This window comes from Streptomyces sp. NPDC043996 (genome assembly GCF_056435225.1).
In genome coordinates this window covers 493,292-518,917 of sequence record NZ_JBWKEY010000007.1, presented here as the reverse complement: position 1 = coordinate 518,917, position 25,626 = coordinate 493,292, and the positions used below count along the sequence as shown (strand labels likewise).

At 72.2% G+C, this 25,626-nt stretch carries 22 protein-coding genes; 13 read left to right on the top strand and 9 right to left on the bottom strand.

Annotation, left to right across the window (positions count from 1 at the left end; genetic code table 11):
- Positions 1–46 precede the first annotated feature (46 nt).
- Positions 47–310, bottom strand: a complete 264-nt coding sequence (locus AC07A4_RS21555; RefSeq protein ID WP_030672713.1) for a WhiB family transcriptional regulator — start codon at positions 308–310, stop codon at positions 47–49.
- Positions 311–490: 180 nt separating this feature from the next.
- Between AC07A4_RS21555 and AC07A4_RS21550 the strand changes: the two genes are divergently transcribed.
- The 4 genes from AC07A4_RS21550 (at position 491) to AC07A4_RS21535 (ending at position 4,031) form a co-directional block, all read left to right on the top strand.
- Positions 491–958, top strand: a complete 468-nt coding sequence (locus tag AC07A4_RS21550; protein WP_478600991.1) for a hypothetical protein — start codon at positions 491–493, stop codon at positions 956–958.
- A 145-nt stretch (positions 959–1,103) separates the two neighbouring features.
- Complete coding sequence (locus AC07A4_RS21545; RefSeq protein ID WP_478600988.1) at positions 1,104–1,619, top strand: cysteine dioxygenase; 516 nt, start codon at positions 1,104–1,106, stop codon at positions 1,617–1,619.
- A gap of 100 nt (positions 1,620–1,719) precedes the next feature.
- The gene (gene cofD, locus AC07A4_RS21540) at positions 1,720–2,676 is read left to right on the top strand and encodes a 2-phospho-L-lactate transferase (protein ID WP_478600986.1); all 957 of its coding nucleotides are present in this window, start codon (positions 1,720–1,722) and stop codon (positions 2,674–2,676) included.
- Positions 2,673–4,031 carry a coenzyme F420-0:L-glutamate ligase gene (locus AC07A4_RS21535; RefSeq protein WP_478600984.1) on the top strand — a complete coding sequence of 453 codons (1,359 nt, stop codon included), beginning with the start codon at positions 2,673–2,675 and terminating at the stop codon, positions 4,029–4,031. Before cofD ends, AC07A4_RS21535 begins: the two co-directional genes overlap by 4 nt.
- Before the next feature lie 137 nt (positions 4,032–4,168).
- Here the strand turns inward: AC07A4_RS21535 and AC07A4_RS21530 are convergent, their stop codons facing one another.
- The 3 genes from AC07A4_RS21530 to AC07A4_RS21520 all read right to left on the bottom strand — a co-directional run bounded on the left by AC07A4_RS21530 (position 4,169) and on the right by AC07A4_RS21520 (position 8,018).
- The gene (locus AC07A4_RS21530; RefSeq protein ID WP_478600981.1) at positions 4,169–5,083 is read right to left on the bottom strand and encodes a DNA-3-methyladenine glycosylase family protein; all 915 of its coding nucleotides are present in this window, start codon (positions 5,081–5,083) and stop codon (positions 4,169–4,171) included.
- A gap of 284 nt (positions 5,084–5,367) precedes the next feature.
- On the bottom strand, positions 5,368–6,450 hold the full coding sequence (gene manB, locus AC07A4_RS21525) for a mannose-1-phosphate guanylyltransferase (RefSeq protein ID WP_478600978.1): 1,083 nt from the start codon (positions 6,448–6,450) through the stop codon (positions 5,368–5,370).
- Positions 6,451–6,545: 95 nt separating this feature from the next.
- The gene (locus AC07A4_RS21520) at positions 6,546–8,018 is read right to left on the bottom strand and encodes a peptidoglycan recognition protein family protein (protein ID WP_478600976.1); all 1,473 of its coding nucleotides are present in this window, start codon (positions 8,016–8,018) and stop codon (positions 6,546–6,548) included.
- Between the two features lie 138 nt (positions 8,019–8,156).
- Here AC07A4_RS21520 and AC07A4_RS21515 point away from each other — a divergent pair, with 138 nt between their 5' ends.
- The 4 genes from AC07A4_RS21515 to AC07A4_RS21500 all read left to right on the top strand — a co-directional run bounded on the left by AC07A4_RS21515 (position 8,157) and on the right by AC07A4_RS21500 (position 14,433).
- Positions 8,157–8,909 (top strand): TIGR03089 family protein, encoded by a 753-nt coding sequence (locus tag AC07A4_RS21515; RefSeq protein ID WP_478600973.1) that lies wholly within the window; start codon positions 8,157–8,159, stop codon positions 8,907–8,909.
- Between the two features lie 282 nt (positions 8,910–9,191).
- Positions 9,192–10,496 carry an LCP family protein gene (locus AC07A4_RS21510; protein ID WP_478600970.1) on the top strand — a complete coding sequence of 435 codons (1,305 nt, stop codon included), beginning with the start codon at positions 9,192–9,194 and terminating at the stop codon, positions 10,494–10,496.
- A 228-nt stretch (positions 10,497–10,724) separates the two neighbouring features.
- Positions 10,725–12,488: an LCP family protein gene (locus AC07A4_RS21505; RefSeq protein WP_478600968.1), complete on the top strand. Its 1,764-nt coding sequence runs from the start codon at positions 10,725–10,727 to the stop codon at positions 12,486–12,488.
- A 142-nt stretch (positions 12,489–12,630) separates the two neighbouring features.
- Positions 12,631–14,433, top strand: a complete 1,803-nt coding sequence (locus AC07A4_RS21500) for an LCP family protein (RefSeq protein ID WP_478600966.1) — start codon at positions 12,631–12,633, stop codon at positions 14,431–14,433.
- A gap of 85 nt (positions 14,434–14,518) precedes the next feature.
- Here AC07A4_RS21500 and AC07A4_RS21495 read toward each other — a convergent pair whose 3' ends face one another.
- Positions 14,519–15,550, bottom strand: coding sequence for a glycosyltransferase family 2 protein (locus tag AC07A4_RS21495; protein WP_478600963.1), 1,032 nt, complete (start codon positions 15,548–15,550; stop codon positions 14,519–14,521).
- A 214-nt stretch (positions 15,551–15,764) separates the two neighbouring features.
- Between AC07A4_RS21495 and AC07A4_RS21490 the strand changes: the two genes are divergently transcribed.
- Positions 15,765–17,264, top strand: coding sequence for an LCP family protein (locus AC07A4_RS21490; protein WP_478600961.1), 1,500 nt, complete (start codon positions 15,765–15,767; stop codon positions 17,262–17,264).
- A 58-nt stretch (positions 17,265–17,322) separates the two neighbouring features.
- Here the strand turns inward: AC07A4_RS21490 and AC07A4_RS21485 are convergent, their stop codons facing one another.
- Positions 17,323–17,871 (bottom strand): acyl-CoA thioesterase, encoded by a 549-nt coding sequence (locus AC07A4_RS21485; RefSeq protein WP_478600958.1) that lies wholly within the window; start codon positions 17,869–17,871, stop codon positions 17,323–17,325.
- Between the two features lie 128 nt (positions 17,872–17,999).
- On the opposite strand from AC07A4_RS21485, the gene AC07A4_RS21480 reads away from it, so the two are divergent.
- Both AC07A4_RS21480 and AC07A4_RS21475 read left to right on the top strand, forming a co-directional pair.
- Entirely contained in the window at positions 18,000–19,319 is a 1,320-nt protein-coding gene (locus tag AC07A4_RS21480; protein WP_478600956.1) for an LCP family protein, read from the top strand.
- A gap of 222 nt (positions 19,320–19,541) precedes the next feature.
- Positions 19,542–20,666: a dipeptidase gene (locus tag AC07A4_RS21475; RefSeq protein ID WP_478600953.1), complete on the top strand. Its 1,125-nt coding sequence runs from the start codon at positions 19,542–19,544 to the stop codon at positions 20,664–20,666.
- Between the two features lies 1 nt (position 20,667).
- Here AC07A4_RS21475 and AC07A4_RS21470 read toward each other — a convergent pair whose 3' ends face one another.
- Entirely contained in the window at positions 20,668–21,075 is a 408-nt protein-coding gene (locus tag AC07A4_RS21470) for a VOC family protein (RefSeq protein WP_478600951.1), read from the bottom strand.
- A 91-nt stretch (positions 21,076–21,166) separates the two neighbouring features.
- Between AC07A4_RS21470 and AC07A4_RS21465 the strand changes: the two genes are divergently transcribed.
- Positions 21,167–21,685 carry a CGNR zinc finger domain-containing protein gene (locus AC07A4_RS21465; RefSeq protein ID WP_478600948.1) on the top strand — a complete coding sequence of 173 codons (519 nt, stop codon included), beginning with the start codon at positions 21,167–21,169 and terminating at the stop codon, positions 21,683–21,685.
- A gap of 196 nt (positions 21,686–21,881) precedes the next feature.
- Here the strand turns inward: AC07A4_RS21465 and AC07A4_RS21460 are convergent, their stop codons facing one another.
- Positions 21,882–23,225, bottom strand: coding sequence for a UDP-glucose dehydrogenase family protein (locus tag AC07A4_RS21460; protein ID WP_478600946.1), 1,344 nt, complete (start codon positions 23,223–23,225; stop codon positions 21,882–21,884).
- A gap of 196 nt (positions 23,226–23,421) precedes the next feature.
- Between AC07A4_RS21460 and AC07A4_RS21455 the strand changes: the two genes are divergently transcribed.
- A complete protein-coding gene (locus tag AC07A4_RS21455; protein ID WP_478600943.1) occupies positions 23,422–24,579 on the top strand; it encodes an acyl-CoA dehydrogenase family protein in 1,158 nt (385 codons plus the stop codon).
- Between the two features lie 73 nt (positions 24,580–24,652).
- On the opposite strand, the gene AC07A4_RS21450 is transcribed toward AC07A4_RS21455, so the two are convergent.
- A complete protein-coding gene (locus AC07A4_RS21450) occupies positions 24,653–25,564 on the bottom strand; it encodes an alpha/beta fold hydrolase (protein ID WP_478600941.1) in 912 nt (303 codons plus the stop codon).
- Positions 25,565–25,626: the final 62 nt, after the last annotated feature.

Here is a 25,626-nt window from a genome sequence, read left to right as displayed (position 1 = left end):
TTCTTCGCGCACGGGGCGGGCTGAGTGCGGGCTGAGTGCTCCAGGGCTAGACGGCGGCCTTCTTCAGACGGCGGCGTTCACGTTCCGAAAGGCCGCCCCAGATCCCGAAGCGCTCGTCGTTCGCGAGTGCGTACTCAAGGCATTCGGAGCGGACCTCGCAGGCGAGGCAGACCTTCTTGGCCTCGCGGGTGGAGCCGCCCTTCTCGGGGAAGAAGGACTCGGGGTCGGTCTGGGCGCACAGCGCGCGCTCCTGCCAGCCGAGTTCGTCGTCCGCGTCTTCGACCAGCAGTTCCTGAACCAGCTCGGTCATGTGCGCCCCTCGTCTGTCTTCGCGTCCCCGTGGTGCTGCCGTTACCGATTTCGGCTGAACGACACGAGTGAAATTACAAGTGTGCCGATCCGGGCCAGTCAAGCTGAGATCTGCTATTGGGCCCCTTATTCACTCTGCGGAACCAAGGCTTTGCGGAAAGTGTTCATATCTACCTAAACCATGACACTCGCCAGTGACCCGCGACCGGCGCGCGCCAACGCCCCCGTCCGCACGTCGTACGCGTTCGAACTCATTGACAGGGACGCCGATACCGTCACCCCCGTTGCGGCGAAGTCGCCGAAGCGAACCGGATCACACAGGGATCACGGGATCACCGCGGCGGTCGAGCGCCGGTTGACGCGCCGTTTCGAGCGCCGGTTGGTGCGCCATGTGTCCCCTGAGGCCACCGCACAAACCTTTCGCCAGCTCGGACAACCGGATGAGGTGAAACATTGCCCACATAGCGGACAGCGAGTTGACATCGAAGGTGTGAGCCGCTGTCCTGGTGGGCATGCTCGCGAACTTGGCGCTTTCCGTGATCCGCACCAGCGGGTCTGCCAATGCTGCCCCCGCGCGCTGTCGCTGTACCTGTGCGTGTGCCTGTTCCAGCTGTTGAGCCATCCCGCCTTCCAGCTGTCGAGCCGCTGAGCCGCCGCACGGCCCCCGGAGACCCCGGACCCACCCCGTAGCGCGCCGCGCACACGCCGCTCCTCCGCGCACCCCCCGCACCACCCGCACCCCCGCTTTCCTCCCGCGACACCCCAGCACTCTGACGTTGAGGAACCACCGCACCATGAACAGCGACAGCGACCTCCAGATCGCCGGCGACATCCTCGAAGTCCCGCACCTCCTGCAGCCCGCGCGCGAGCACCCCGTCACCGTCGCGGAGTTCGCCGGACTCGCCCGCGCCATCGCCGCCGACCGCGCCCAGTGGGCGCCCCTCGTCCAGTACGACGCCACCAGCCGCTGGTACCACCGCCTGCGCACCGGTCCCGGCTACGAGGTGTGGCTGCTCTCCTGGGTGCCCGGACAGGGCAGCGGCGTCCACGACCACGGCCGCTCCTCCGGCGTCCTCACCGTCCTGGAGGGCGAGTTGACCGAGCGCACCCGGCGCGACACCCGCGCCCTCGGCGCGGGCGCGCAGCGCGTCTTCGCCCCCGGCTACGCCCACGAGGTCGTCAACGACTCCCTGGAGCCCGCCGTGAGCCTGCACGTCTACTACCCCGGCCTGACCGAGATGCCGATGCACACGGCCCGCTGCGAGGCCCGCGCGCCCCGGGACCCGGCGCACGACGCACTCACCGCGTGACGGCGCGCGCGGCGGGCGCGACCGGTGTGATCCCGCCAGCGTCACGGCCGATACCGCGACCGCCTGCCGCGCTGTCACACCCGCCTGCGATGCTGGGCACATGCGCATTGTGGTTCTGGCCGGCGGCATCGGCGGCGCCCGTTTCCTCCGCGGCCTCAAGAAGGCCGCGCCCGACGCGGCGATCACCGTCATCGGCAACACCGGTGACGACATCCACCTGTTCGGCCTGAAGGTCTGCCCCGACCTCGACACGGTGATGTACACGCTCGGCGGCGGCATCAACGAGGAACAGGGCTGGGGACGCGAGGACGAGACCTTCAAGGTGAAGGAGGAACTCGCGGCGTACGGAGTCGGACCCGAGTGGTTCGGGCTCGGCGACCGCGACTTCGCCACCCACATCGTGCGGACGCAGATGCTGTCCGCCGGATACCCCCTCAGCGCCGTCACCGAGGCGCTCTGCGAGCGCTGGCAGCCCGGCGTGCGGCTCATCCCCATGTCGGACGACCGCGTCGAGACCCACGTGGCCGTCGAGGTCGACGGCGAGCGCAAGGCCGTCCACTTCCAGGAGTACTGGGTGCGGCTCCGGGCCTCCGTGGACGCGCACGCCATCGTGCCCGTCGGCGCCGACCAGGCCAAGCCCGCGCCCGGCGTCCTCGAAGCCATCGCCGAGGCCGACGTCGTGCTCTTCCCGCCGTCCAACCCCGTGGTCAGCGTCGGCACGATCCTCGCCGTGCCCGGCATCCGCGAGGCCATCGCCGAGGCCGGGGTGCCCGTGGTGGGCCTGTCCCCCATCGTCGGGGACGCGCCCGTGCGCGGCATGGCCGACAAGGTGCTCGCCGCCGTCGGCGTCGAGTCCTCGGCCGCCGCCGTCGCCGAGCACTACGGCAGCGGCCTGCTCGACGGCTGGCTCGTCGACACGGTGGACGCGGGCACCGTGGAGCGGGTGGAGACCGCGGGCATCCGCTGCCGCGCGATCCCCCTGCTGATGACGGACCTCGACGCCACCGCGGCCATGGCCCGCGAGGCACTCACCCTGGCCGAGGAGCTCCGCGCGTGAGCGCCCCCGAGGCCCCGGCGTTCCGGGTGTGGGCCGTGCCCGGCCTGCCCGAGGTCCGCGAGGGCGACGACCTCGCCAAGCTGATCGCCGCCGCCGAGCCCGCCCTCGCCGACGGGGACGTCGTCCTCGTCACCTCGAAGATCGTCAGCAAGGCCGAGGGTCGCGTCGTCGCCGCCGCCGACCGCGAGGCCGCGATCGACGCCGAGACGGTACGGGTGGTGGCGCGCCGCGGCACGCTCCGCGTCGTCGAGAACCGGCAGGGCCTGATCATGGCCGCCGCCGGGGTCGACGCCTCCAACACTCCCGCCGGGACCGTCCTGTTGCTCCCCGAGGAGCCCGACGCGTCCGCGCGCGCCCTGCGCGAGGGGCTGCGCGCCGCGCTCGGCGTGAACGTCGGCGTGATCGTCACCGACACCTTCGGGCGCCCCTGGCGCACCGGCCTCACCGACGTCGCCATCGGCGCCGCCGGGGTCCGGGTCCTCGACGACCTGCGGGGCGGCGTGGACGCGCACGGCAACCCGCTCCAGGCCACCGTCATCGCCACCGCCGACGAGCTGGCCGCGGCCGGGGACCTCGTCAAAGGCAAGGTGGCCGGCCTTCCGGTGGCGGTCGTACGGGGGCTCGGGCACGTGGTGCGGGCCGAGGCCGACGACACCGACGGCACCGGCAACACCGACGACACCGCCGACGCCCCGGAGAGCGGGGCACGCGCGCTGGTGCGCGACGCCCGGGACGACATGTTCCGGCTGGGCACGAGCGAGGCCGTACGGGAGGCGCTCGCGCTGCGGCGCACCGTGCGGGAGTTCACCGACGAGCCCGTCGACCCCGGTGCGGTACGGCGCGCCGTAGCCGCCGCCGTGACCGCGCCCGCGCCGCACCACACGACGCCCTGGCGGTTCGTCCTCCTCGAATCGCCGGAGTCCCGGGTCCGGCTGCTCGACGCCATGCGGGACGCGTGGGTCGCGGACCTGCGGCGGGACGGCAAGTCCGAGGAGGCCATCACGCGGCGGGTCCGGCGCGGGGACGTGCTGCGCGGCGCGCCGTACCTGGTGGTGCCGTGCCTCGTGACGGACGGGGCGCACACGTACGGCGACGAGCGGCGGGACACCGCCGAGCGGGAGATGTTCGTCGTCGCCGCGGGCGCGGGGGTGCAGAACCTGCTGGTGGCGTTGGCCGGGGAGCGCCTTGGGTCCGCGTGGGTGTCGTCGACGATGTTCTGTCGGGACGTGGTGCGGGGCGTTCTTGGGCTGCCGGAGTCCTGGGATCCCATGGGGGCCGTGGCGGTGGGGCATCCGGCGGTCGTGCCGGGGGCCCGGGTGGGGCGGGAAGCCGGGGAGTTCGTGGTGGTGCGGTAGCGGGAGGCCTCGCGGTGCGCCCCAGGCCCGCCCCTTCCCGAACCGGGGGCTGCCGCCCCCGGGCCCCCGCTCAAAGGCATTGGCGCTTCGCGCCTCGTCCTCAAACGCCGGACGGGCTGAATCTCCGCTTGGGCGGTTCACAGTGTCGCTATGTCGACCTTCGGCATTTTGGGGGTGCGGCGCGGTGGGGTGCGGCCGCTGAGGAGGATCAGGCGGGCCGCTCGGTGGCGTTGGCCCTGGTAGGGGGCCAGGAGTTCCAGCATGCGGGCGTCGTCGGCGTCGCGTTCGCCCGCCAGGGCGTAGCCGATGACGCCGGGCAGGTGCAGATCGCCGACGGTGACCGCGTCGGGGGCGCCATTGCTGCGCTGGACCGTTTCCGCGGAGGTCCAGGGGCCGATGCCGGGCACCAGCTCCAGGCGGGCCGCGGCCTCCTCGGGGGGCATGGCCGCCGCCTCCTCCAGGCGGGCCGCCACCCGCGCGGCGCGCAGGATCGTCGACGCCCGCTTGTTGTCCACGCCCGCCCGGTGCCACTCCCAGGACGGGACGCGCCGCCACGTCGCCGGGTCCGGCATCACGTGCATACGGGCCCGCGCGGGCGTCGGGCCCGGAGCCGGTTCGCCGTACGCGCGGACCAGGAGGCGCCAGGCGCGGTACGCCTCGTCCGTCGTGACCTTCTGTTCGAGGATCGACGGGATCAGTGACTCCATCACCAGGCCCGTACGCGTCAGGCGCAGGCCCGGGCGGCGGCGCTCGGTGTCGGCGACGAGGCGGTGGCGGGCCGTGAAGTCGGACGGCGTGTCCTCGTCGCCCAGGAGGGCCGGGAGCCGCTCCAGGAGCCAGTCCGCGCCCGGGCCCCAGGCCTCCGCCTCCGCGATGCCTCCGCGGAGCGCTACGCGGAGGGTGGCGGGGCCCTGCGGGGTGCGGGTGGCTCGCCAGATCGAGCCGTCGGGGGTGGTGGTGAAGGTGGGGTCCGCGGGGCCTCTGCGCAGCGGGCCCAGGGTGAGGCCCAGGTCCAGGGGGGTCCTGGGGGGCCAGGTGCGGCGGGAGGACATCCGTCGAGGGTAGCCCTCGCGGGGCGCCCCAGGCCCGCCCCTTCCCGAACCGGGTGCTGCCGCCCCCGGCCCCCCGCTCAAAGCTTTTCGGCGCTCCGCGCCTCGTCCTCAAACGCCGGACGGGCTGAAATACCCGCACCCGGGAGATCAAGCCCAGCCCGGCACCATCAAGCCCGTCCGGCGATTGAGGACAAGCGCGCAGCGCGGAGATTCAGCCCGTCCGGCGTTTGAGGACGAGCGCGTCAGCGCGATGAAAGGGCGGGTGGGTGGGAGAAAACGGCGGCCTACTGGTCCGAGGAGAAGCGGACCGCTCCCGGGGGGAGTGTGGCTTCGCACCAGACGCGTACGCCGTCCCGGAGTTCGTTGTCCGCCCCGATGTGCGCGCCGTCGCCCACCACCGCGCCGGTGAGGACCGAGCGGGCGCCCACGGAGGCGCGCGCCCCGATGAGGGAGTCGGTGATGACGGCGCCCGGTTCGATGACCGCGCCGGACAGGACCGTGCTGCCGTAAAGGCGCGCGCCCTCGCCGACCACCGCGTGCTCGCCCACCACCGTGCCGCCGGTCAGCTTGGCGCCCGAGGCGACCCGGGCGGACGGCAGGACCAGGCGGTCGCCGCAGCGGCCGGGGACCGCGGGGGACGGGGCGCGGCCGAGGACCAGGTCGGCGGAGCCCCGTACGAAGGCCTGCGGCGTGCCGAGGTCCAGCCAGTACGTCGAGTCGACCATGCCCTGGAGGTGGGCGCCGGAGGCGAGCAGCTCAGGGAAGGTCTCGCGCTCGACGGAGACGGGCCGGCCCGCGGGAATCGTGTCGATGACCGAGCGCCGGAACACGTACGCGCCCGCGTTGATCTGGTCGGTGACGATCTCCTCGGGGGTCTGGGGCTTCTCCAGGAAGGCGAGCACGCGCCCCGTGTCGTCGGTGGGGACCAGGCCGTACGCACGCGGGTCGGTGACCCGGGTCAGGTGCAGCGAGACGTCCGCGCCGGTCGACTCGTGCCGGGCGACCAGGGCCCGGATGTCGAGGCCGGTGAGGATGTCGCCGTTGAAGATGAGCACCGGGTCGCCCGGACCGGAGCGGAGGCGCGATGCGACGTTGCGGATCGCGCCGCCGGTGCCGAGGGGCTCGTCCTCCGTGACGTACTCGATGTGGAGGCCGAACGCCGAGCCGTCGCCGAAGTAGGGCTCGAAGACCTCGGCCAGATACGAGGTGGCGAGGACGATGTGGTCCACACCCGCCGCGCGGGCCCTGGCCAGCTGGTGCGTGAGGAACGGGACACCCGCCGCCGGGACCATGGGCTTGGGGGTGTTCACCGTGAGCGGCCGCAACCGGGTGCCCTTGCCGCCGACCAGGAGGATCGCTTCAGTCACCTGTCGTCTCTGCTTCCTGCTGGGGCCGGCCGAACTGTGTTTCGGCCGGCCAGTGTATGCAGACGCCCTCGCGGGCTGTGCGGCGTGACCGGGCCTCAGCGGCCCTGGAGACGAGCCGACGTGGACCGGGCCTTGCCGAGTTTGCTGTAAAGGCGACGGCCCGGGCACTCCGTGGCGAATCCGTCCCGATGGCCGGAGATCACACGGAGGCGGACGTTCGTGCCTTTCCTGTAGAGGTTGCCACCTCCGGACTTCAGGTATGTCGTTCCTCGGGGATTGGCCCCGAAGAGCCCGAGCTTCCATGCCGTCAGGCGGGCGACGGCGTTGACCGCTGCCTTCGGCGGGGCGGCACTGGTGTAGGTGCCGAGGACGGCGATGCCCATGCTGTTCGTGTTGAAACCGAGAGTGTGCGCGCCGAGGACCGGCTTCGCCACTCCCCCGGCGCGGCCTTCGTAGATGTTTCCGCACTTGTCGACGGCGAAGTTGTAGCCGAAGTCGCGCCAGCCGCTGCTCTTGACGTGGTAGCGGTAAATACTGCGCAGGACGGAGGACGCCTGCGAGCAGCGGTAGCCGTTGCCGGTCGCGCTGTGGTGCACGAACGCCGCCTTGACCTTCTTGGTGTACGCGAAGTGCCGCTCGCGGAGGCCTTCGTCGGCGCCCCAGCCCCTGCGGGTGACGATGCGCGGGCGCGGGCCGACGTACGGGCGGGCCTTCCCCGTGTCCGGCAGGCCCCGGGCGGCGAGGAGGTCCGCCTCCGTGCGCTCTTTGGACAGCGCCGGTACGGCCTTGGCGCCCAGGGGCGCGAGGTCGGCGTTGACCGCGGACGCCGCCGCGGCCTCGGCGGTCAGGGTGCCCGCGCGCGGGGTGTCGGCCTGGCCGCCGCCGGGCGGGGGCTCGGCACCGGGGTCCACGAGCTCCAGGCGCAGGCCCTTGGGGAGGGGGACGGGGACGGTGCCGTCGGCGCTGGTCGCCGTGGCGGTCTCGGCGGGGGGCGTGTCGTGCCGGTCCGGCGCCCGGTCCGGCGCCCGGTCTGACGCCGCGTCCGATACGTGCTCCGGCGCTCGGTTCATCGCTCGCTCCGGCGCACGGTCCGACGCGTGCTCCGGTGGCAGGGCCCGTACCCGTACCTCCACGCCGTCCGAGTCGCCCACCCACAGCGGAGCCGTCGCCCCGCGCAGACGGCCGGAGGTGCCCTCGGCGGTGCCGGGGTCGGCGGCGTGCTCGTGGTTGTGCGTCTCGACGTCCTGCCAGGCGGACCAGGTCGCGGTGCCGGTGGCGCGGGTGCGGACCTGGACGCGGCCGCGCAGTTCGGCCGCCGGGTCCTCCCAGACGACGCCGACCAGCGAGAACGGGCGTACGTCACGCCGTGGCAGGCCCTCCTCGCGCACCCCGCCGCCCGCGCGGTCGGAGCCCGCGGGAGCGAGCGGGAGCGACTGGGTGCTGCCGGGGAGCGCGGCCGCGGCGGGGGGCGCGGCGGCGCGGGCGGCGCCCGTCGCGGGCAGGGCGAGCGGCAGGGCGAGGGCCGCCGCGCAGGTGACACCGATCGAGGAAGCAAGAAGTCCACGCATGAGGACGATCGTCGGCATAACAGGTCATATCTGTCCATTGGGGAACTGACGGACCGTCGGTCCCGCGTCGGCCGAACCGGTGGCCCCAACTGGCCCGCACCCATGGGCGACACGCGGCGCCCGCGTACGCTTGCGGCCGTGAACGCCAACGACCGCACCCCTGCCGACCTGCTGCGATCCGCGCTCGCCGCCGACCCGGCGCGCCCGCTCGTCACGTACTACGACGACGCCACCGGTGAGCGCGTGGAATTGTCCGTCGCCACCTTCGCCAATTGGGTGGCCAAGACCGCCAACCTGCTCCAGGGCGATCTCGCCGCCGAGCCCGGCGACCGGCTCGCCCTGCTCCTGCCCGCGCACTGGCAGACGGCCGTGTGGCTGCTCGCCTGCTCTTCGGTGGGCGTCGTCGCGGACGTCGGCGGCGACCCGGCCCGCGCCGACCTCGTCGTCAGCGGCCCGGACACCCTGGAGGCGGCGCGGGCCTGCTCCGGCGAGCGGGTCGCGCTCGCGCTGCGGCCGCTCGGTGGGCGCTTCCCGCGGACGCCGGACAGGTTCGTCGACTACGCGGTGGAGGTGCCGAGCCAGGGCGACCGGTTCGCGCCGTACGCGCCCGTGGACCCGGACGAGGCCGCGCTCGCCGTCGGCGGGGCGGAGCTCACCGGGGCCGAGGTGGTGGCGCGGGCCCTGGACGACGCCGCGGGGCTCGGTGTCGCGGCGGGGGCGCGGCTGCTCTCCGGGCGGCCGTACGACAGCTGGGACGGGCTGAGCGCGGGGCTGTACGCGCCGCTCGCCTCCGGGGGGTCCGTGGTGCTGTGCCGTCATCTCGGCCAGATCGCCGAGGGCGGGCTTGAGAAGCGGGTGGAGGCGGAGCGGGTCGATGTGACGGTGCGGTGAGTGGGGGCCTCGCGGTGCGCCCCAGGCCCGCCCCTTCCCGCTCCGGGTGCTGGCCGCCCCCGTTCCCCCGCTCAACCGCAATTGGCGCTTCGCGCCTCGTCCTCAAACGCCGGACGGGCTAGATCTCCGCGCTGGCGCGCTTGTCCTCAAACGCCGGACAGGCTGAAACACCTCGCCGTCCGTCACCCGTTCGGCTCAGCATCCGCGAGCCCCCCTCCCCTCCCCGGTCCATGGTCGTAAGAGCGCCATTCGCCGACGCCGCCACGAGGGGTGGACTCACACGTGACCGACACGACGTACGGACCGGGCGCGGGGGCGAGTCCGACGGGGCTCGGCTCGCGCCGCCGCAGGCGCCGCTGGCTGCGGTACGCCGCGGTGGTCACGGCCGTGCTGGTGCTGGCGGCCGGGGGCGCCGGGTGGGCGGTGTACCAGAAGCTCGACGGGAACATCACCGAGGACACCGGCGCCGCCGCCGAACTCGCGCGCTACGAGAAGGAGCGGCCCACCCCGCTCGTGCACGACGCGCAGAACATCCTCCTGATCGGCTCCGACACCCGCTCCGGGCGCGGCAACCGCGCGTACGGCCGCGACCTCGGCACCCAGCGTTCGGACACCACGATCCTGCTGCACCTGGCCGCCGACCGGCAGAGCGCGACGGCCGTGTCGCTGCCGCGTGACCTGATGGTGCGCATCCCCAGCTGCCGCCGCCCGGACGGCTCCCGCACGAAGGCCCAATTCGCGCAGTTCAACTGGGCGTTCGAGTTCGGCGGCACGGCCTGCACGATCCGTACGGTGGAGAAGCTCACGAACATCCGGATCGACCATCACATGGTCGTGGACTTCGCCGGGTTCAAGGACATGGTCGACGCGGTCGACGGCGTCGAGGTGTGTTTGAAGGAGCCCGTCGACGACGCCGACGCGCGGCTGCGGCTCGCCGCGGGGCGGCACACGCTCGACGGCGAGCAGGCGCTCGGATTCGTGCGCGCCCGCAAGTCGCTCGGCAACGGCAGCGACACCGAACGCATGGACCGGCAGCAGGAATTCCTCGGCGCGCTCGTCAACAAGGTGCGCGGCAACGATGTCCTGCTGAACCCGGTGAAGCTCTATCCGGTCCTCGACGCGGCCACTTCCTCGCTCACCACGGACCCCGGGCTCGCGAGTCTGCGCAGCCTGTACGAGCTGGTGCGCGGCCTGCGCGGCATCCCCACGGAACGGGTGCAGTTCCTCACCGTGCCGCGCCGCAGCTACGCCTACGACGCGAACCGGGACGAGCTGGTGGAGCCCGCCGCCGACGAACTCTTCGGACGGCTGCGCGAGGACGAGCCGGTCCAGGTGACCCGCAAGGGGCCGGCCACCTCGGCGCGTACGTCGTACGAGGAGGGTTCCGAAGGGAAGTACGAAAGGGAATCCGGGGAGGAAGGGGAGGAAAACGGGGAGGACGGCGCGGGATACGAAAGCGACGAAGAGGGCGAAGAGGCCTCCGAGGACGGCGCGTGGAGCGACGAGAAGCCCGACGACCCCACGCGGACGCCGAGTCCGGCCCCCACTTTCCGGGGCAACACGGCCGCCCGGTCGGGCTGCGCGTAAGGCCGGGGCGGGGCCGGAGGCCACTTCGTCAAAGAAATCGGGCGGATTGCCCAGTTGTAGGGGAGTGGAATTTGTCACCGGCGTCGTTGGAGGCTGAACTGGGCGGATAGTGTGAGCCGATCCGGTGTCCGGCCGCGTACGGCCGCACACCGTTGGCATGACTGACCGAGCGCCTTACTTAGAGGGGGGAAAGGCGCCGCGTGGCCCTGACGGAGGACGCAAACAACCGTGGACGCGCAAGGCCGTGGGCGGGCTGACGACATCGACCCCGCAGACCAGTGGGTGCTCAACCCGCAGACCGGCGACTACGAGCTGCGACTGAGCCCTTCCGCAGAGCAGTCGGCGCCGACGGGCGTGCCCGGCCCCCGCAGATCGGCGCCGCGCACGGGCGCCCCCCAGCAGGGCCAGTCCCGGCAGGGACCGCGCGCCGCCGAGCGCCCGGGAGGCCGCGGCGGCGGCCCCGAGCAGGTGCCCGGACAGCGCAGGCGGCGCGCCGCGCAGCCGGAGGCGGCGGGCGGGCGCCGCAAGCAGAAGGGCAAGAAGAAGAAGTCCACGGGCAAGCGGATACTGGCGTGGACGGGCGGCTCGGTCGCCTTCGTGATCATCGCGGTCGGCGTCGGCGGCTATCTGTACTACCAGCACCTGAACGACAACATCACGTCCGTCTCCGACGACGGCGCGGGCACCGGCGGGTTCAGCAAGGACCGCGCCATCAACATCCTCCTCATCGGCACGGACAAGCGCAGCGGCTCGGGCAACAAGGGCTACGGCGACGAGGGCAGCGTCGGGCACGCGGACACCACGTTGCTGCTGCACGTCTCCAAGGACCGCTCCAACGCGACGGCCCTGAGCATCCCGCGCGACATGATCACGGACATCCCGGACTGCCCCACCAAGCAGGACGACGGCTCCACGAAGACCATCCCGGGCTCGCGGAAGGTCCGCTTCAACGAGAGCCTCGGACAGAACGAGCGCACGCCCAGCTGCGTCATGCGCACGGTCACGAAGATCACCGGCATAAAGCTCGACCACTTCATGGTGGCGGACTTCAACGCGGTCAAGACGCTGTCCAGCGCGGTCGACGGTGTGGACGTGTGCCTCGCCAAGGACATCGACGACCCCAAGTCGCATCTGAAGCTGCCCGCGGGCGAGCACTCGATCGAGGGCGAGGACGCGCTGGCGTTCGTCCGGACCCGGTACACCGTGGGCAACGGCGGTGACCTGAGCCGGATCCAGCTCCAGCAGCAGTTCCTCAGCTCGCTGATGCGCAAGCTGAAGTCGAACGACACCCTGACGAACCCGAAGAAGATGATAAGTCTGGCGGAAGCGGGCACGAAGGCGCTCACCGTCGACTCCAAGATCGCCGACATAATGAAACTCCGCGACCTGGGCATGGAGCTCGGCAAGCTCGACATGAAGAACCTGACCTTCGCGACGGCCCCGGTGGTCGACAACCCCGCCGAGAAGAAGCCCGTCACGGTCGTCCTGAACGAGGCCAAGTCCGCCGAGCTGTTCTCGATGATGCGCGAGGACGTGTCGCTGACCGAGGTCAAGAAGCAGGAGAAGAAGGAGAAGGCCGCCGTGGCCGCGCGGCTCAAGGGCCCGCGCGCGGAGGCCGCCGACGTCCGCGTCGACATCTACAACGGCAGCCAGAAGAACGGCGCCGCTCAGGAAACTCTCAGCTGGCTGCAGAACACTGAGGGCGTGACGAAGTCCAGCCAGCTCGGCAACGCGCCCTCGAACCTGCGCAAGACCACCGTGGAGTACGGCGCCGCCCAGGCCGACGAGGCCCGCAAGCTCGCCGACCTCATGGGGCTGCCCGCGGCCGCGCTGAAGCCGGGCAAGAGCGAGAAGAACGCGCAGGGGCTCCCGGCGATCGTGCTGACCCTCGGTGCCGACTTCAAGGGCGCGGGGACGCCCATCAAGGCACCGTCGAAGGCGCCGGACGGCGTCCAGCGGGTCGAGGCCGACAAAACCGTGTGTGCCAAGTGACCTGAAGCGTTCGTTTCGCGTCTGACAGGACGCCCCGGTGGTGGAAGCGGGATGTTTCGCTCCGGCACCGGGGCGGCGGCACAGTGCCGCAACGGGGCGCGGTACGGCCACACTTGGGAAGCACGGCGGGGAGGGACAGGGGATGGGGCAGAACAGCGTGCGCGGGGAGGGGATGTCCACGGGGGCGGACACCCGGGGCGCCCGGAAAGCGAGCGGCGGCTCAAAAGGCGGTTCGCGGGGCGGTCCGAAGGGCGGTCCGAAGGTCGGGGATTCCGGGGACGCCCGCGCGGAGAGCGCTCCCACCGAAGGCGGCGGGGGCGAGGCGGGCCGGTCCAAGGGCGGGGCGCGCCGGGCCCGTACCCGCGGCGGCGCGAGAGGCCGGGCGCCGCGGCCCAAGGACCCCAAGGACGGGGGCGAGGCCGCCGCCGCGGCGCCGGAAGGGGACGGGCCACCGCGCGGCCCGCGGCGCAAGCGGCGGGTGCTTCGCTGGTCGGCGATCGTCCTGTCGGTGCTGATACTGGGCACGGCCGGCGCCGGATACCTCTACTACCAGCACCTGAACAGCAACCTGGAGACCGACGACCTGAACCTGGCCGACCAGCGGGCCCCCGCGCCCACGCCCAACTCGGCGGGCCAGACCCCCCTGAACATCCTCCTGATCGGCTCGGACGCCCGGGACTCCAAGGAGAACCGCAAGCTCGGCGGCGCCAAGGACACCTTCGGCGGCCCCCCGCTCGCGGACGTGCAGATGCTGCTGCACCTGTCGGCCGACCGCAGCAACATGTCGGTGATCAGCATGCCCCGCGACACGCTCCTGACCATCCCCAAGTGCACCGACCCGGACGACGGCAAGGTGTACGAGGAGAGCGGTCCGCGCACGATGACGAACGAGTCCCTGCGGCGCGGCGGCCCCGGCTGCACGGTCGCCACCTGGGAGAAGCTGACCAACATCCGCATCGACCACTTCATGATGGTCGACTTCGCGGGCGTGGTGTCGATGGCCGACGCCGTCGGCGGCGTCCCCGTGTGCGTGGACAAGAACATCCACTCGCGCACCAGCGCGGGCAAGGGCTCCGGCCTGAAGCTGGAGAAGGGCACCACGAAGATCCAGGGCGAGCAGGCCCTCCAGTGGCTGCGCACGCGCTACGGCTTCGAGGACGGCAGCGACATCGGCCGCGCCAAGGCCCAGCACATGTACATGAACTCGCTGGTCCGCACGCTCCGCGAGAACGCGAGCCTGACCAGCCCCAACCGGCTGCGCAAGCTCGCCGAGAACGCCACCAGGGCGCTGAAGGTCGACCCCGGCCTCGGCTCCGTGATCAAGCTGTACGACCTCGGCAACGAGCTCAAGAAGGTCGCGCCGGAGCGGACGACGACGACCACCATGCCGTTCGAGTACTCGGGCCCCCGCGTGGTGCCCAAGCCGGGCGACGCCGAGCAGCTGTTCCGCCTGGTCCGCGACGACATCGCCCTGGACGGCAAGGACAAGCGGAAGAAGCCGAAGGAGAAGCTGTCCGACGACCCGGCGGCGCCGGACGCCGACATCGCGCTCCAGGTCCAGAACGGCACCCGCACCGCCACCGAGCCGCCGGTCAGCCGCCGGGCGAGCACGGTCGCGGGGCTGCTCACGGACAAGGGCTTCACGAAGGCGGCGCCGGACACGTCGTCGGCCCTCACGGAGGCGCGGACGGTCATCCGCTACCCCACGGTCGACCTGGAGGGCGACGCCCAGCGGGTCGCCAAGTCCCTGGGCCTGCCGCTGAGTTCGGTAAGGAAGTCGACGGACGTCTCGGGGATCACGCTGGTCGTGGGCGCCGACTGGCGCGAGGGCGACAAGCCGAAGAAGGCGAAGAAGCAGGACGACTCCACCCCGGCGTCGGCGGACGCCCTGAACGGCTCCGACACGAAGGCGTGCATGAAGGTCGACCCGAACTTCACCTGGTAGGACACCGGACCGCGCGAAGGGTCCCGCACGTACCTCATGTACGTACGGGACCCTTCGGCGCGTTCCTTGAGAGGCTCGGCGGGGCTCAGGCCTCCTGGGTCTCGCCCAGGACCGCGGGGCGGCGCGAGGCGATGACCTTCCTGGCGAGCGAGCGGGGGCTGGTGAGGAAGCCCCAGCCCCACGACATGTGCATGGTCGCGAGCGCGACGGGGATGCGCAGGCGTGACTTCAGGGGCAGGCCCTTGCCCGCGGGCACGGACCCGGCGACGATCGCCGCCAGATAGCCGCCGGGGACGACCAGGGCCCACGGCGTCACGGCGGCGCCCACGACCAGGCCCGCGGCGATCGCGCAGACGGCGGTCGGCGGCGCGAGGTAGCGCAGGTTGATGGAGCCCTCGTGGTAGCGGGCGACGACGTGACGCCAGCGGCCGTAGTCCTTGTACTGCTTGGCGAGGGCCCTCACGCTGGGGCGCGGGCGGTAGGAGACCTTCAGCTCGGGCGAGAACCAGATGAGGCCGCCCGCTTCCCTGATCCGGAAGTTGAGCTCCCAGTCCTGGGCGCGGATGAACTCCTCGTTGTAGCCGCCCTGCCGCTCCAGGGCCTCGCGCCGGAAGACGCCGAGGTAGACGGTCTCGGCCTGCTGCGCCTCGCCTCCCGTGTGGAAGGCGGCGTTGCCGACGCCGATCTTCGACGTCATGGCGGCCGCGACGGCGCGCTCCCAGTCGTTCTCGCCCTCGGCGTGCATGATGCCGCCGACGTTCATCGCGCCGGTCTCCTCCAGGAGGCGCACGGCGGTCGTGATGTAGCCCGGCGAGAGCGCGGCGTGGCCGTCCACGCGCACCACGACCGGGTGGCGCGAGGCCTTGATGGCGGCGTTCAGCGCTGCGGGCGTGCGTCCCGTCGGGTTCGGGACCGTGTGCACACGGGGGTCTTCCGCGACCAGTTCGGCGGCGATCTCGTCCGTGCGGTCGGTGGAGGGGCCGAGCGCGACGACGACCTCCATCTCGCCCGCGTACTCCTGCTTCAGGATCGCGCGCACGGCTTCGCGCAGGTGCCGCTCCTCGTTGAGGACCGGCATGATCACGGAGACGGCGGGAGGCTGACCGTCAGAATTCACGTGCGGAGTTTCCTTCTCGTGTCTCGGCCCGGAATCCGGGGGAGCCCCCGGACAGCACCGCGAGCGCTGCGAGCGCCGCGTCGGGCGTCACGTTACCGCGAACGGGGGACACGGGCGCGCGCCGTCCGGGTCGCTACCCCGGGCCGCAGATCGTATGGGCCTACCGTTCTAGCCGTCCCCCGGCCCAGCCGCGACCGCGGAGGTGTCCTCGCACGTGCCCGCACCGCACCGCTCCCCCGCCCCGCCCCCGCGCCGCCCGCCGCCCCCGCGGCCGTCGCGGCCACCGCGCCAGGGCGGCGGAGCCGCGGCCCGGCGGGGGCGGCGGCGGCCCCGGTGGGCCATGCGGATCGCGACCGCGCTGTCCGTGACGGTGCTCGGCGCCGCGGGCATCGGGCACGGGGTGATCAGCAGCCTGGACACCGGCATCAGGCGCGTCGACGCCTTCAAGGACATGAAGAACCGCCCCGAGGGCGGCCACGGCATGAACGTGCTGCTCGTCGGCACCGACGGGCGCGACAAGATCAGCCGCGCGGAGAAGAAGAAGTACCGCCTGGGCGGCGCGCCCTGCCACTGCACGGACACGATCATGATCGTGCACATCTCGGCGAACCGGGACCGCGCGAGCGTGGTGAGCCTGCCCCGGGACTCGTACGCGGAGCTGCCGCCGCACGTCGACCAGAACTCCAGGAAGCACCACCGCTCACACCCCGTCAAGATCAACGCGGCGTACGCGGAGGGCGGCCCGAACCTGACGGTCCGCACGGTCGAACGCATGACGAAGGTGAAGATCGACCACTATCTGGAGGTCGACTTCACCAGCTTCATGGAGACGGTCGACGTCCTCGGCGGCGTGGAGATCTGCACCGTGCGCCCCCTGAAGGACTCCTACACCGGCCTGGACCTGCCCGTCGGCACGCACCGCCTGAACGGCGGCGAGGCCCTTCAGTACGTGCGCTCCCGGCACATCGACGGAGCCGCCGACCTGGGGCGGATGCAGCGCCAGCAGCGCTTCCTCGCGGCGCTCATCGCGAAGGCGACGAGCAGCGGCGTCCTGCTGAATCCGGTCAAGTTCCAGGACGTGACGAAGACGCTGCTGGGCTCGGTACGGGCGGACAAGGGCTTCGGCACCGAGGACATGCTGGCGCTCGGCCGTGCCATGCGGAGCTTCTCGCCGTCGTCGTCGGAGTTCACGACCGTGCCGCTGGCCCGCAAGGGGCAGCTGATCCCGGGGGTCGGGTCGACGCTGAAGTGGGACCCGGAGAAGTCGGGGAAGCTCTTCCAGGCGCTGCGCGACGACAAGCCGCTCGCGCCGCACCGCGCGCGGCCCCGGGCGGCCCTGGTGCCGGTGTCGCCGGAGCTGATCCGGGTGCAGGTGGACAACGGCACGCGGGCGTCGGGGCTCGGGCGGCGGGTGGACGCGGCGCTGCGCGCGAGCGGCTTCCGCACCACCGGGGCGCCCGGCTCCGTCCCCCTGCCCCAGGGCGCCGCGCCGCTGGCCCGCACGGTGGTGGCGTACGACCCGCGCTGGGACCGCTCGGCGAAGTCCCTGGCGACCGCCCTGCCGGGCTGCGAGATGCGGCGCGTGAAGGGCCAGGGGGCGACGCTGAAGGTGCTCGCGGGGGCGGATTTCCGCGGGGCGCGGAAGGTACGGGCACAGGACGCGCACCAGGGCGAGTTCGGCGCGGTCACGGGGGACCAGGTGGTGTGCCCGTAGTCCCCGGCTAGTCCTCGGCCGGTCCTCGTGGCCTTCGGCCGGTCCTCGTGGCCTTCGGCTAGTCCTCGTACCCCTCGGCGGCGCGGGCCTCGCGGAGTTCCTTGATGGCGCGGCGCCGGGCGAGGCGGTGGGTGCGGCGGATCTGGGCCTCCTGGTAGCGGCGCCGGTCCCGGTCGGTCTCGGGCAGCACCGGCGGCACGAGCCGCGGCTTGCCGTCGGCGTCGACGGCGGCGAAGACGAGGTAGGCGGAGCCCACCTGCTGGGCGGGGGTCGACTCGTTCCAGCGCTCGGCGAGCACTCGTACGCCGACCTCCATGGAGGTCCGCCCGGTCCAGTTGACCTGGGCCTTCACATGGACGAGGTCGCCGACCCTGACCGGTTCGAGGAAGGCCATCTCGTCCATCGAGGCGGTCACGGCGGGACCGCCGGAGTGGCGTCCGGCGACGGCGCCCGCGGCGTCGTCCACCAGTTTCATGATCACGCCGCCGTGCACCGAGCCGAGGAGGTTGGTGTCGGCGTGGGTCATGATGTGGCTGAGGGTGGTGCGGGACGCCGAAGTCACCTTGCCCGGAATCTCCGATTCCGAACGGGAGGCCTGATCTGTCATGCCCTCCACCCTATGTCGAACACCGTCCGTCGCCGTTCGAAGCGCTTTGCCACAGCTCTGCAACAGCACTGACCCGAAATCACGCCCTCCCTGTAAGGCACGGCACACGGCACTGCACACTAATCCACATGAGCGATTGGCCAGACGCGCGGAACGACCGGAACGGTGACCGCCACGGATACGGCAGCGGCAGCCCCCAGCCCGAGGGCCCCCGCGTGATGCGCCACGTCCAGCGGCCGGACGTGCCGCGCCAGCCCTCGTACGACGACAACGTGTACGACGACCTGTACCGCGACCAGCGGCCCCCGCAGGGGCAGCCCGGTCAGCAGGGCCAGTCGCCCGACCCGGGCCAGGACGGTTATGACAGCGGCTACAACACCGGCCAGGTGTACGGCACGCCCTCGGGGCGGGGTCCGGGCCAGGGCCCGGGCGGTCCGGCCGCGCCGCCGCGCCCGCCGAAGCCGCCGGTGAACTGGAAGAAGCGGATCACCTGGGGCCTGGTCACGTTCCTCGCCCTGCTGATCGTGGTCTCGGTGAGCACGTACTTCTGGGCGGACTCCAAGCTCAAGCGCGAGGTCGACCTGTCGAAGGTGATCGAGCGGCCCGCGGGCGGCAAGGGCACGAACTACCTGATCGTCGGCTCCGACAGCCGCGCGGGCATGTCCGACGAGGAGAAGAAGAAGCTCCACACCGGCTCCGCCGAAGGCAAGCGCACCGACTCGATGATGATCCTGCACGTCGCGGACGACGGCGGGAACACGATGATCTCGCTGCCGCGCGACTCGAACGTCACGATCCCCTCCTTCAAGGGCGCGGAGTCCGGCAAGCTCTACCCGGCCACCGGGCGTCAGACCAAGCTCAACGCCGCGTACGCCGAGGACGGCCCCGAGCTGCTCGTCCGGACCGTCGAGGCCAACACGGGCCTGCGCATCGACCACTACGCGGAGATCGGCTTCGGCGGCTTCGCGAAGATCGTGGACGCGGTCGGCGGCGTGGAGATGAACATCCCCAAGGGCTTCAAGGACAAGAAGTCCGGCGCCGACTTCGAGGCGGGCAAGCAGAAGCTGAACGGCGAGGAGGCCCTGGCCTTCGTCCGCACCCGCTACGCGCTCCCGGGCAGCGACCTGGACCGCACCAAGAACCAGCAGAAGTTCCTCGCGGCCCTCGCCAACCAGGCGGCGACGCCGGGGACCGTCATCAACCCGTTCAAGCTGTACCCGACCATGGGCGCGGGCCTGGACACGCTGATCGTGGACAAGGACATGGGCCTGTTCGACGTGGCGTCGATGTTCTGGGCGATGAAGGGCGTCACGGGCGGCGACGGCAAGTCCATGAACATGCCGATCTCCGGCTCGGTCGGCGGCAACCTCGTCTGGGACAAGGCGAAGGTCAAGCAGCTGGTCGAGCAGCTCAACAACGACGAGACGGTCACCGTCTCGGGCAACTGAGCGAGCGGCGGGCGCGGCGCGCGAGCGCCGCCGGGCCGGTCGCCACCCTCCACGTCGCGTGACCGCGGGCCTCGGTCACGCGACGTTCGTGTGTACGGGGCCGGGTACCCCGAACGCCCCGCTCGCCGCGAAGCGCGGCGCCAGGCGTGGCACGGTGGTGCGACGACCCACGACGCCGCAGGTCGGCGTACGGGTGCCCCCTCCCATCCCCGCGGAGCTGCCATGGCGGACCTCCAGGACGAATTCGACACCACGGCCGAGGCCGGCGAGCTCGACCGGCCGCCCGCCCCCGCCCCGGACGCCACGGCCGAGGCCGGGCCACAGGCGGCGGAGCTCGACGACGAGGTACTCGGCAGGGCGCACGCGCTGCTGGCCGCGCATCCCGTCGCGGACGGCTACAGCGGGCTGCCGTGGGCCCTGCGGGCGCAGCCGTACTGCGACCTGGAATCCGGCGAGAGCTGTCTGGAGACCGATGTGCCTCGGCTGCGGGCGGGCGGCGTTGGCGCGCAGTTCTGGTCGCTGCACGTGCCCGCCGACGTCGTCGGCGACCACGCCGTGAGCGCGACGCTCGAACTGCTCGACCTGGTGCGGCACATCGTGGCCCGCTACGCCGACGACCTGCGGCTCGCCCGTGACGCCTCCGAGGCCGCCGACGCCCGCAACCACGGCCGCATCGCCGCGGTCGTCGGCCCCGCGAGCGCCCGCGCCATCGGTGACTCGCTGGGCGCGCTGCGCTCGCTGCACGCGCTCGGCCTGAGCGCGCTGACGCTCGACGGCACGTCGTGGGCGGGCGCGGACGGTCTGAGCGCCTTCGGCGAGGAGGTCGTACGGGAGATGAACCGGCTCGGCGTGCTCGCCGATCTGTCCGGCGCGCCCGAGGAGACGGCGCGGCGCGTGCTCGGGGTGTCCCGGGCGCCGGTCCTGTTCACCCGGTCCGGGGCGCGGGCGCTGCGCGAGCACCCGGCGAACCTGGGCGACGGCCTGCTTGAGGCCGTGGGCGCGGCGAAGGGCCTGTGCCTGGTGCCGCTGGCGGCCGAGCAGACGGGCCCGGCGGTGCGGGACGTGGCGGAGCACGTGGAGCACGTACGCCGCGTCGCGGGTCCTGAGTGCGTCGGGATCTCCGGGACGTACGACACCGAGGCCGCGCACCCGCACGGGCTCGATGACGCCTCGCGCTTCCCGCGCCTCGTCGCGGAGCTGCTCGACCGGGGCTGGAGCGACGCCGAGATCGCGGCGCTCACCTGGGGCAACGTCCAACGCGCCCTGCGCGGCGCGGACTTCACCGCGCGGGCGGCGCGCGAGCGCAGGGAGGCGTCGACGGCGACGATCACTCGCCTGGACGGCTGAGCTACGCCGGGATGCGGCAGAGGCAGAAGGGGTGGCCTGCCGGGTCCGCGTACACCCGGAAGTCGCGCTTGCCGCCGTCGTCGTCCAGGTCGAGCGGGCGGGCGCCGAGCGCGATGACGCGCTCCTGGGCGGCTTCGAGCTCGGCCATCGTGCTGCCCGCGTCCAGGTCCAGGTGGAGCTGCTGGCCGTTGACGTCGGCGCGGGGCCACTCGGGCGGCGTGAAGTTCTCGGCGCGCTGGAACGACACCTTGACGCGGCCGGGGGCCACCAGGTCGATCCAGTCCTCCTCCTCGACGATCTCGCCGCCGATGACCGCCGCGTAGAACTCGGCGAGGCGGCGGGGGTCGGGGCAGTCCAGGACGACGTTGCGCAGCGTGGCGACCGGCGTGGACGCGGGCGTGGCCGACATGACCTCTCCTCTCGTTGTTACTGGAAGAAGCCGTCTTCCGGTAACGGATGCGGTGACCTCATGGTGGCCCATAGGAGGTAACGTCGCAAGCATGAACGACAGAGCGCCCGCGCCGGGGGGCCTCGCGCTGATCCAGGACCTGGTGAACTCGCTGGACATCGGGGCGGGCACCGACGCGTTGGACACGGACGCCGGGCGCGCGCGGTTCGGGCTCGCCCCGGCCGACGTGCCCGCCGCGCGCGAGCTGCGCGAGTCCCTGCGGGCGGTGTGTCTCGCCCACGCCGGGCACGCTCCCCACCAGGAGGTACGGCCGCTCGGCGAGCTCCTCGCCGGGGCACCGCTGGTGGTGCGCGTCTCCCCCGGCGACGGCGCGGCGGAGCTCGTCCCCGTGGACCCCGGGCCGCTGGCCTCGCGGGTGGCGGCGGCCGTCGCGGAGGCCGTGGCGGCGGGGACGTGGGCCCGGCTCAAGGGGTGCGAGTCGGTGACCTGCCACTGGGCGTACTACGACCGCAGCCCGGGCGGGCGGGGCCGCTGGTGTGACATGGGGGTGTGCGGGGCGCGCGCCAAGATGCGCGCGTACCGGTCCCGCAAGGCTGGGCGCCCCCGCTGACCGGGCCCTGCTCCGCCGCTCCGCGGCGGGCCTGCCCTTGCCCGGCGGCCTGCCCCCTGCCCGGCGGCTGCGCCTCTCTCCGCCGCTCCGCGGCGGGCTTTCCCACCCGCCCGCCCACCTCCCAGCAGCACGCCGCACCCACGTCGCTCCGCCGCTCCGCGGCGAAAAAACAGGGGGCTGCTCAAGCCCTGCCCCCTCAGGCCGCCGGCCGCCCCATCGCCCGGTACGTCCAGCCGGCGGCACGCCACCGCCCCGGATCCAGCGCGTTGCGCCCGTCCAGGATCACCCGGTGCCCGGTCACGGTCCCGAGCGCCTCGGGGTCGAGCTCGCGGAACTCGCGCCACTCGGTGAGGTGCAGGACGACGTCGGCACCGCGCACGGCGTCCTCGGCCGTGGGCGCGTACCCGAGCGTCGGGAACAGGCGGCGGGCGTTGTCCATGCCCTTGGGGTCGTAGACGGTGACCTGGCCGCCCTGGAGGTGGATCTGCCCAGCCACGTTCAGGGCGGGCGAGTCGCGCACGTCGTCGGAGTCCGGCTTGAACGTGGCGCCGAGCACCGCGACCCGCTTGCCGAGGAAGGAGCCGCCGCCGACGGCCTCCCGGGCGAGCTCCACCATGTGGCCGCGGCGGCGCATGTTGATCGAGTCGACCTCGCGCAGGAAGGTGAGGGCCTGGTCGGCGCCGAGCTCGCCCGCGCGGGCCATGAAGGCGCGGATGTCCTTGGGCAGGCAGCCGCCGCCGAAGCCGATCCCGGCGCGCAGGAACTTGGCGCCGATGCGGTCGTCGTACCCGAGGGCCTCGGCGAGCTTCACGACGTCGCCGCCCGCCGCCTCGCAGACCTCGGCCATGGCGTTGATGAAGGAGATCTTCGTGGCGAGGAAGGAGTTCGCCGAGGTCTTGACCAGCTCCGCGGTCGGGAAGTCGGTGACGACGAAGGGCGAGCCCTCCGCCACGGGCGTCGCGTACACCTCGCGAAGGAGCTTCTCGGCCCGCTCGCCGCGCACGCCGACGACGATCCGGTCGGGGCGCAGGGTGTCCTTGACGGCGAAGCCCTCGCGCAGGAACTCCGGGTTCCAGGCCAGCTCCACCTCGGCGCCCGCGGGGGCGAGGCCGACCAGGCGCGCCGCGATCCGCTCCGCGCTGCCGACCGGCACGGTGGACTTGCCGACGACGAGGGCGGGGCCGCGCAGATGCGGGGCGAGCGCGTCGACGGCGGCGTCCACGTAACTCATGTCGCAGGCGTACTCGCCGTGTTTCTGCGGGGTGTTCACGCAGAGGAAGTGGACGTCGCCGAACTCGGCGACCTCCGCCCAGTCCATGGTGAAGCGCAGCCGTCCGGTGGACCCCTCGATGCCCGCGACGTGGGCGCGGAGCAGTTCCTGAAGACCCGGCTCGTACATGGGGACTTCGCCGCGCCGCAGCATGTCGATCTTCTCGGGCACGACGTCGAGCCCGAGGACCTCGAAGCCGAGTTCGGCCATGGCCGCGGCGTGGGTGGCGCCGAGGTAGCCGGTGCCGATCACGGTGATCTTCAGGGCCATGAGGGTGCTCCAGAGGTGGACGGCCGAGGTGCGCTGCCCGAGCATAGTCGGGCGTGCGCAGGCCCCTCACCGGGCACGTTCTTCCCTGTCGTCAAGGTCACGTATCCGTGGCGTGACCAGCCGCCTAAAATTCGAGTACGCATCGTGTTACTTAACGGTAATTAGCATCCGCAGCGTCCTTGGAGCGTGAGAGACCTTGGCCGGATCGGCTGACTTCGACCTGTACCGCCCGTCTGAGGAGCACGACATGCTCCGGGACACGATCCGCTCGCTCGCCGAGGCGAAGATCGAGCCGTTCGCCGCCGCCGTGGACGAGGAGGCGCGCTTCCCGCAGGAGGCCCTGGACGCCCTCGTCGCCTCCGACCTGCACGCCGTGCACGTGCCCGAGTCGTACGGCGGCGCGGGCGCCGACGCGCTCGCCACCGTCATCGTGATCGAGGAGGTGGCCCGCGTCTGCGCGTCCTCCTCCCTGATCCCCGCGGTGAACAAGCTGGGCTCGCTGCCCGTCATCCTGTCCGGCTCCGAGGAGCTGAAGAAGAAGTACCTGACGCCGCTCGCCAAGGGCGACGCGATGTTCTCGTACTGTCTGAGCGAGCCGGACGCGGGCTCGGACGCGGCGGGCATGAAGACCAAGGCCGTGCGCGACGGCGACCACTACGTCCTCAACGGCGTGAAGCGCTGGATCACCAACGCGGGCGTCAGCGAGTACTACACGGTCATGGCCGTGACCGACCCGGAGAAGCGCTCCCGGGGCATCTCGGCCTTCGTCGTCGAGAAGTCCGACGAAGGCGTGTCCTTCGGCGCCCCGGAGAAGAAGCTCGGCATCAAGGGCTCCCCCACCCGCGAGGTCTACCTGGACAACGTGCGCATCCCCGCCGACCGCATGATCGGCGCGGAGGGCACCGGCTTCGCCACGGCGATGATGACCCTGGACCACACCCGCATCACCATCGCGGCCCAGGCCCTCGGCATCGCGCAGGGCGCCCTCGACTACGCCAAGGGGTACGTCAAGGAGCGCAAGCAGTTCGGCAAGCCGATCGCCGACTTCCAGGGCATCCAGTTCATGCTCGCGGACATGGCCATGAAGATCTCCGCGGCCCGCGCCCTGACGTACCAGGCCGCCGCGGCCTCCGAGCGCGGCGACGCCGACCTCACCTACCTCGGCGCCGCGGCCAAGTGCTTCGCCTCCGACATCGCCATGGAGGCCACCACGGACGCCGTCCAGCTCCTCGGCGGCTACGGCTACACCCGTGACTACCCGGTCGAGCGCATGATGCGCGACGCCAAGATCACGCAGATTTATGAAGGCACGAACCAGGTGCAGCGGATCGTGATGGCCCGCAACCTGCCGTAGCGGGGGTTGCGCGAGAACCAGCACAGACAACGCGGCCCCCGGCGACATGCCGGGGGCCGTCGTCGTGAGCGGATCAGGCGAAGAACTCCGTGAGCAGGGCGGTCACTTCCTCGGGGCGCTCCTCCGGCAGGTAGTGGCCGCTGTCGGCGAGCGCGGCCACGCGCACGTCCGTGCCGTGCGCGGCGAGGCGGTCGCGCAGGTAGCCCTCGTTGTCGCCGCCCGCGACGCCGAGGATCGGCAGGCTCACCGGCGCGTACGTCTCGAAGTCGGCGAAGTCCTGGAAGAAGGTCTGGTACCAGGCGTTGCCCGCGCGGATCGCGTCCGGCGTCGCGTACGCGTCGGCGTACACGGCGCGGGCGTGGTCGTCGATCGACGCGGGGTCCTTGGTCATGTAGTCGAAGAGCCAGTCGATCAGGAGGCGCGAGCGGCCCTCTATGAGGCGCTCGGGCAGCCCCTTGACCTGGTTGAAGGCGAACCACCACAGGTAGACCCCGGGCACCGGCCTGGACTCCCAGTCGGGTCCGGCCGCGGGGAGCATGGGCAGGTCCTGGAACGTCCGGTCCGGGTGGGCCACGTCCAGCAGGGCCAGCTTCCGGACGGCCTCGGGGTGGTTGGCGGCGAAGGCGTACCCGACCATCGCGCCGATGTCGTGCCCGGCGATGTCCACGCGGTCGTGGCCCAGGTGGCGCACGAGGTCGTACACGTCCCGGGCCATCGTCTTCTTGTCGTAGCCGGACTCCGGCTTGGCCGAGCCGCCCATGCCGCGCAGGTCCACGGCGAGCACGCGGTGGCGGCGGGCGAGCTCGGGCATGATCTTGTGGAACTGCCACCAGGTCTGCGGCCAGCCGCCGAGCAGGACGAGCGGCTCGCCGCTGCCGCCCTCCACATAGTGCAGTCGGACTCCGTTCACCTCGGCGTACGCGCTGGTGAAGTCCCCTGCCAGGGAACGGGCCAGCTCGGCGTCGGTGCGCGCGGTCTCGGTCATGACGGTCTCCCTCAAGGGCTTCACGGTTTTGGACCGATCGGTTCAGTACTTGATGAGATGAC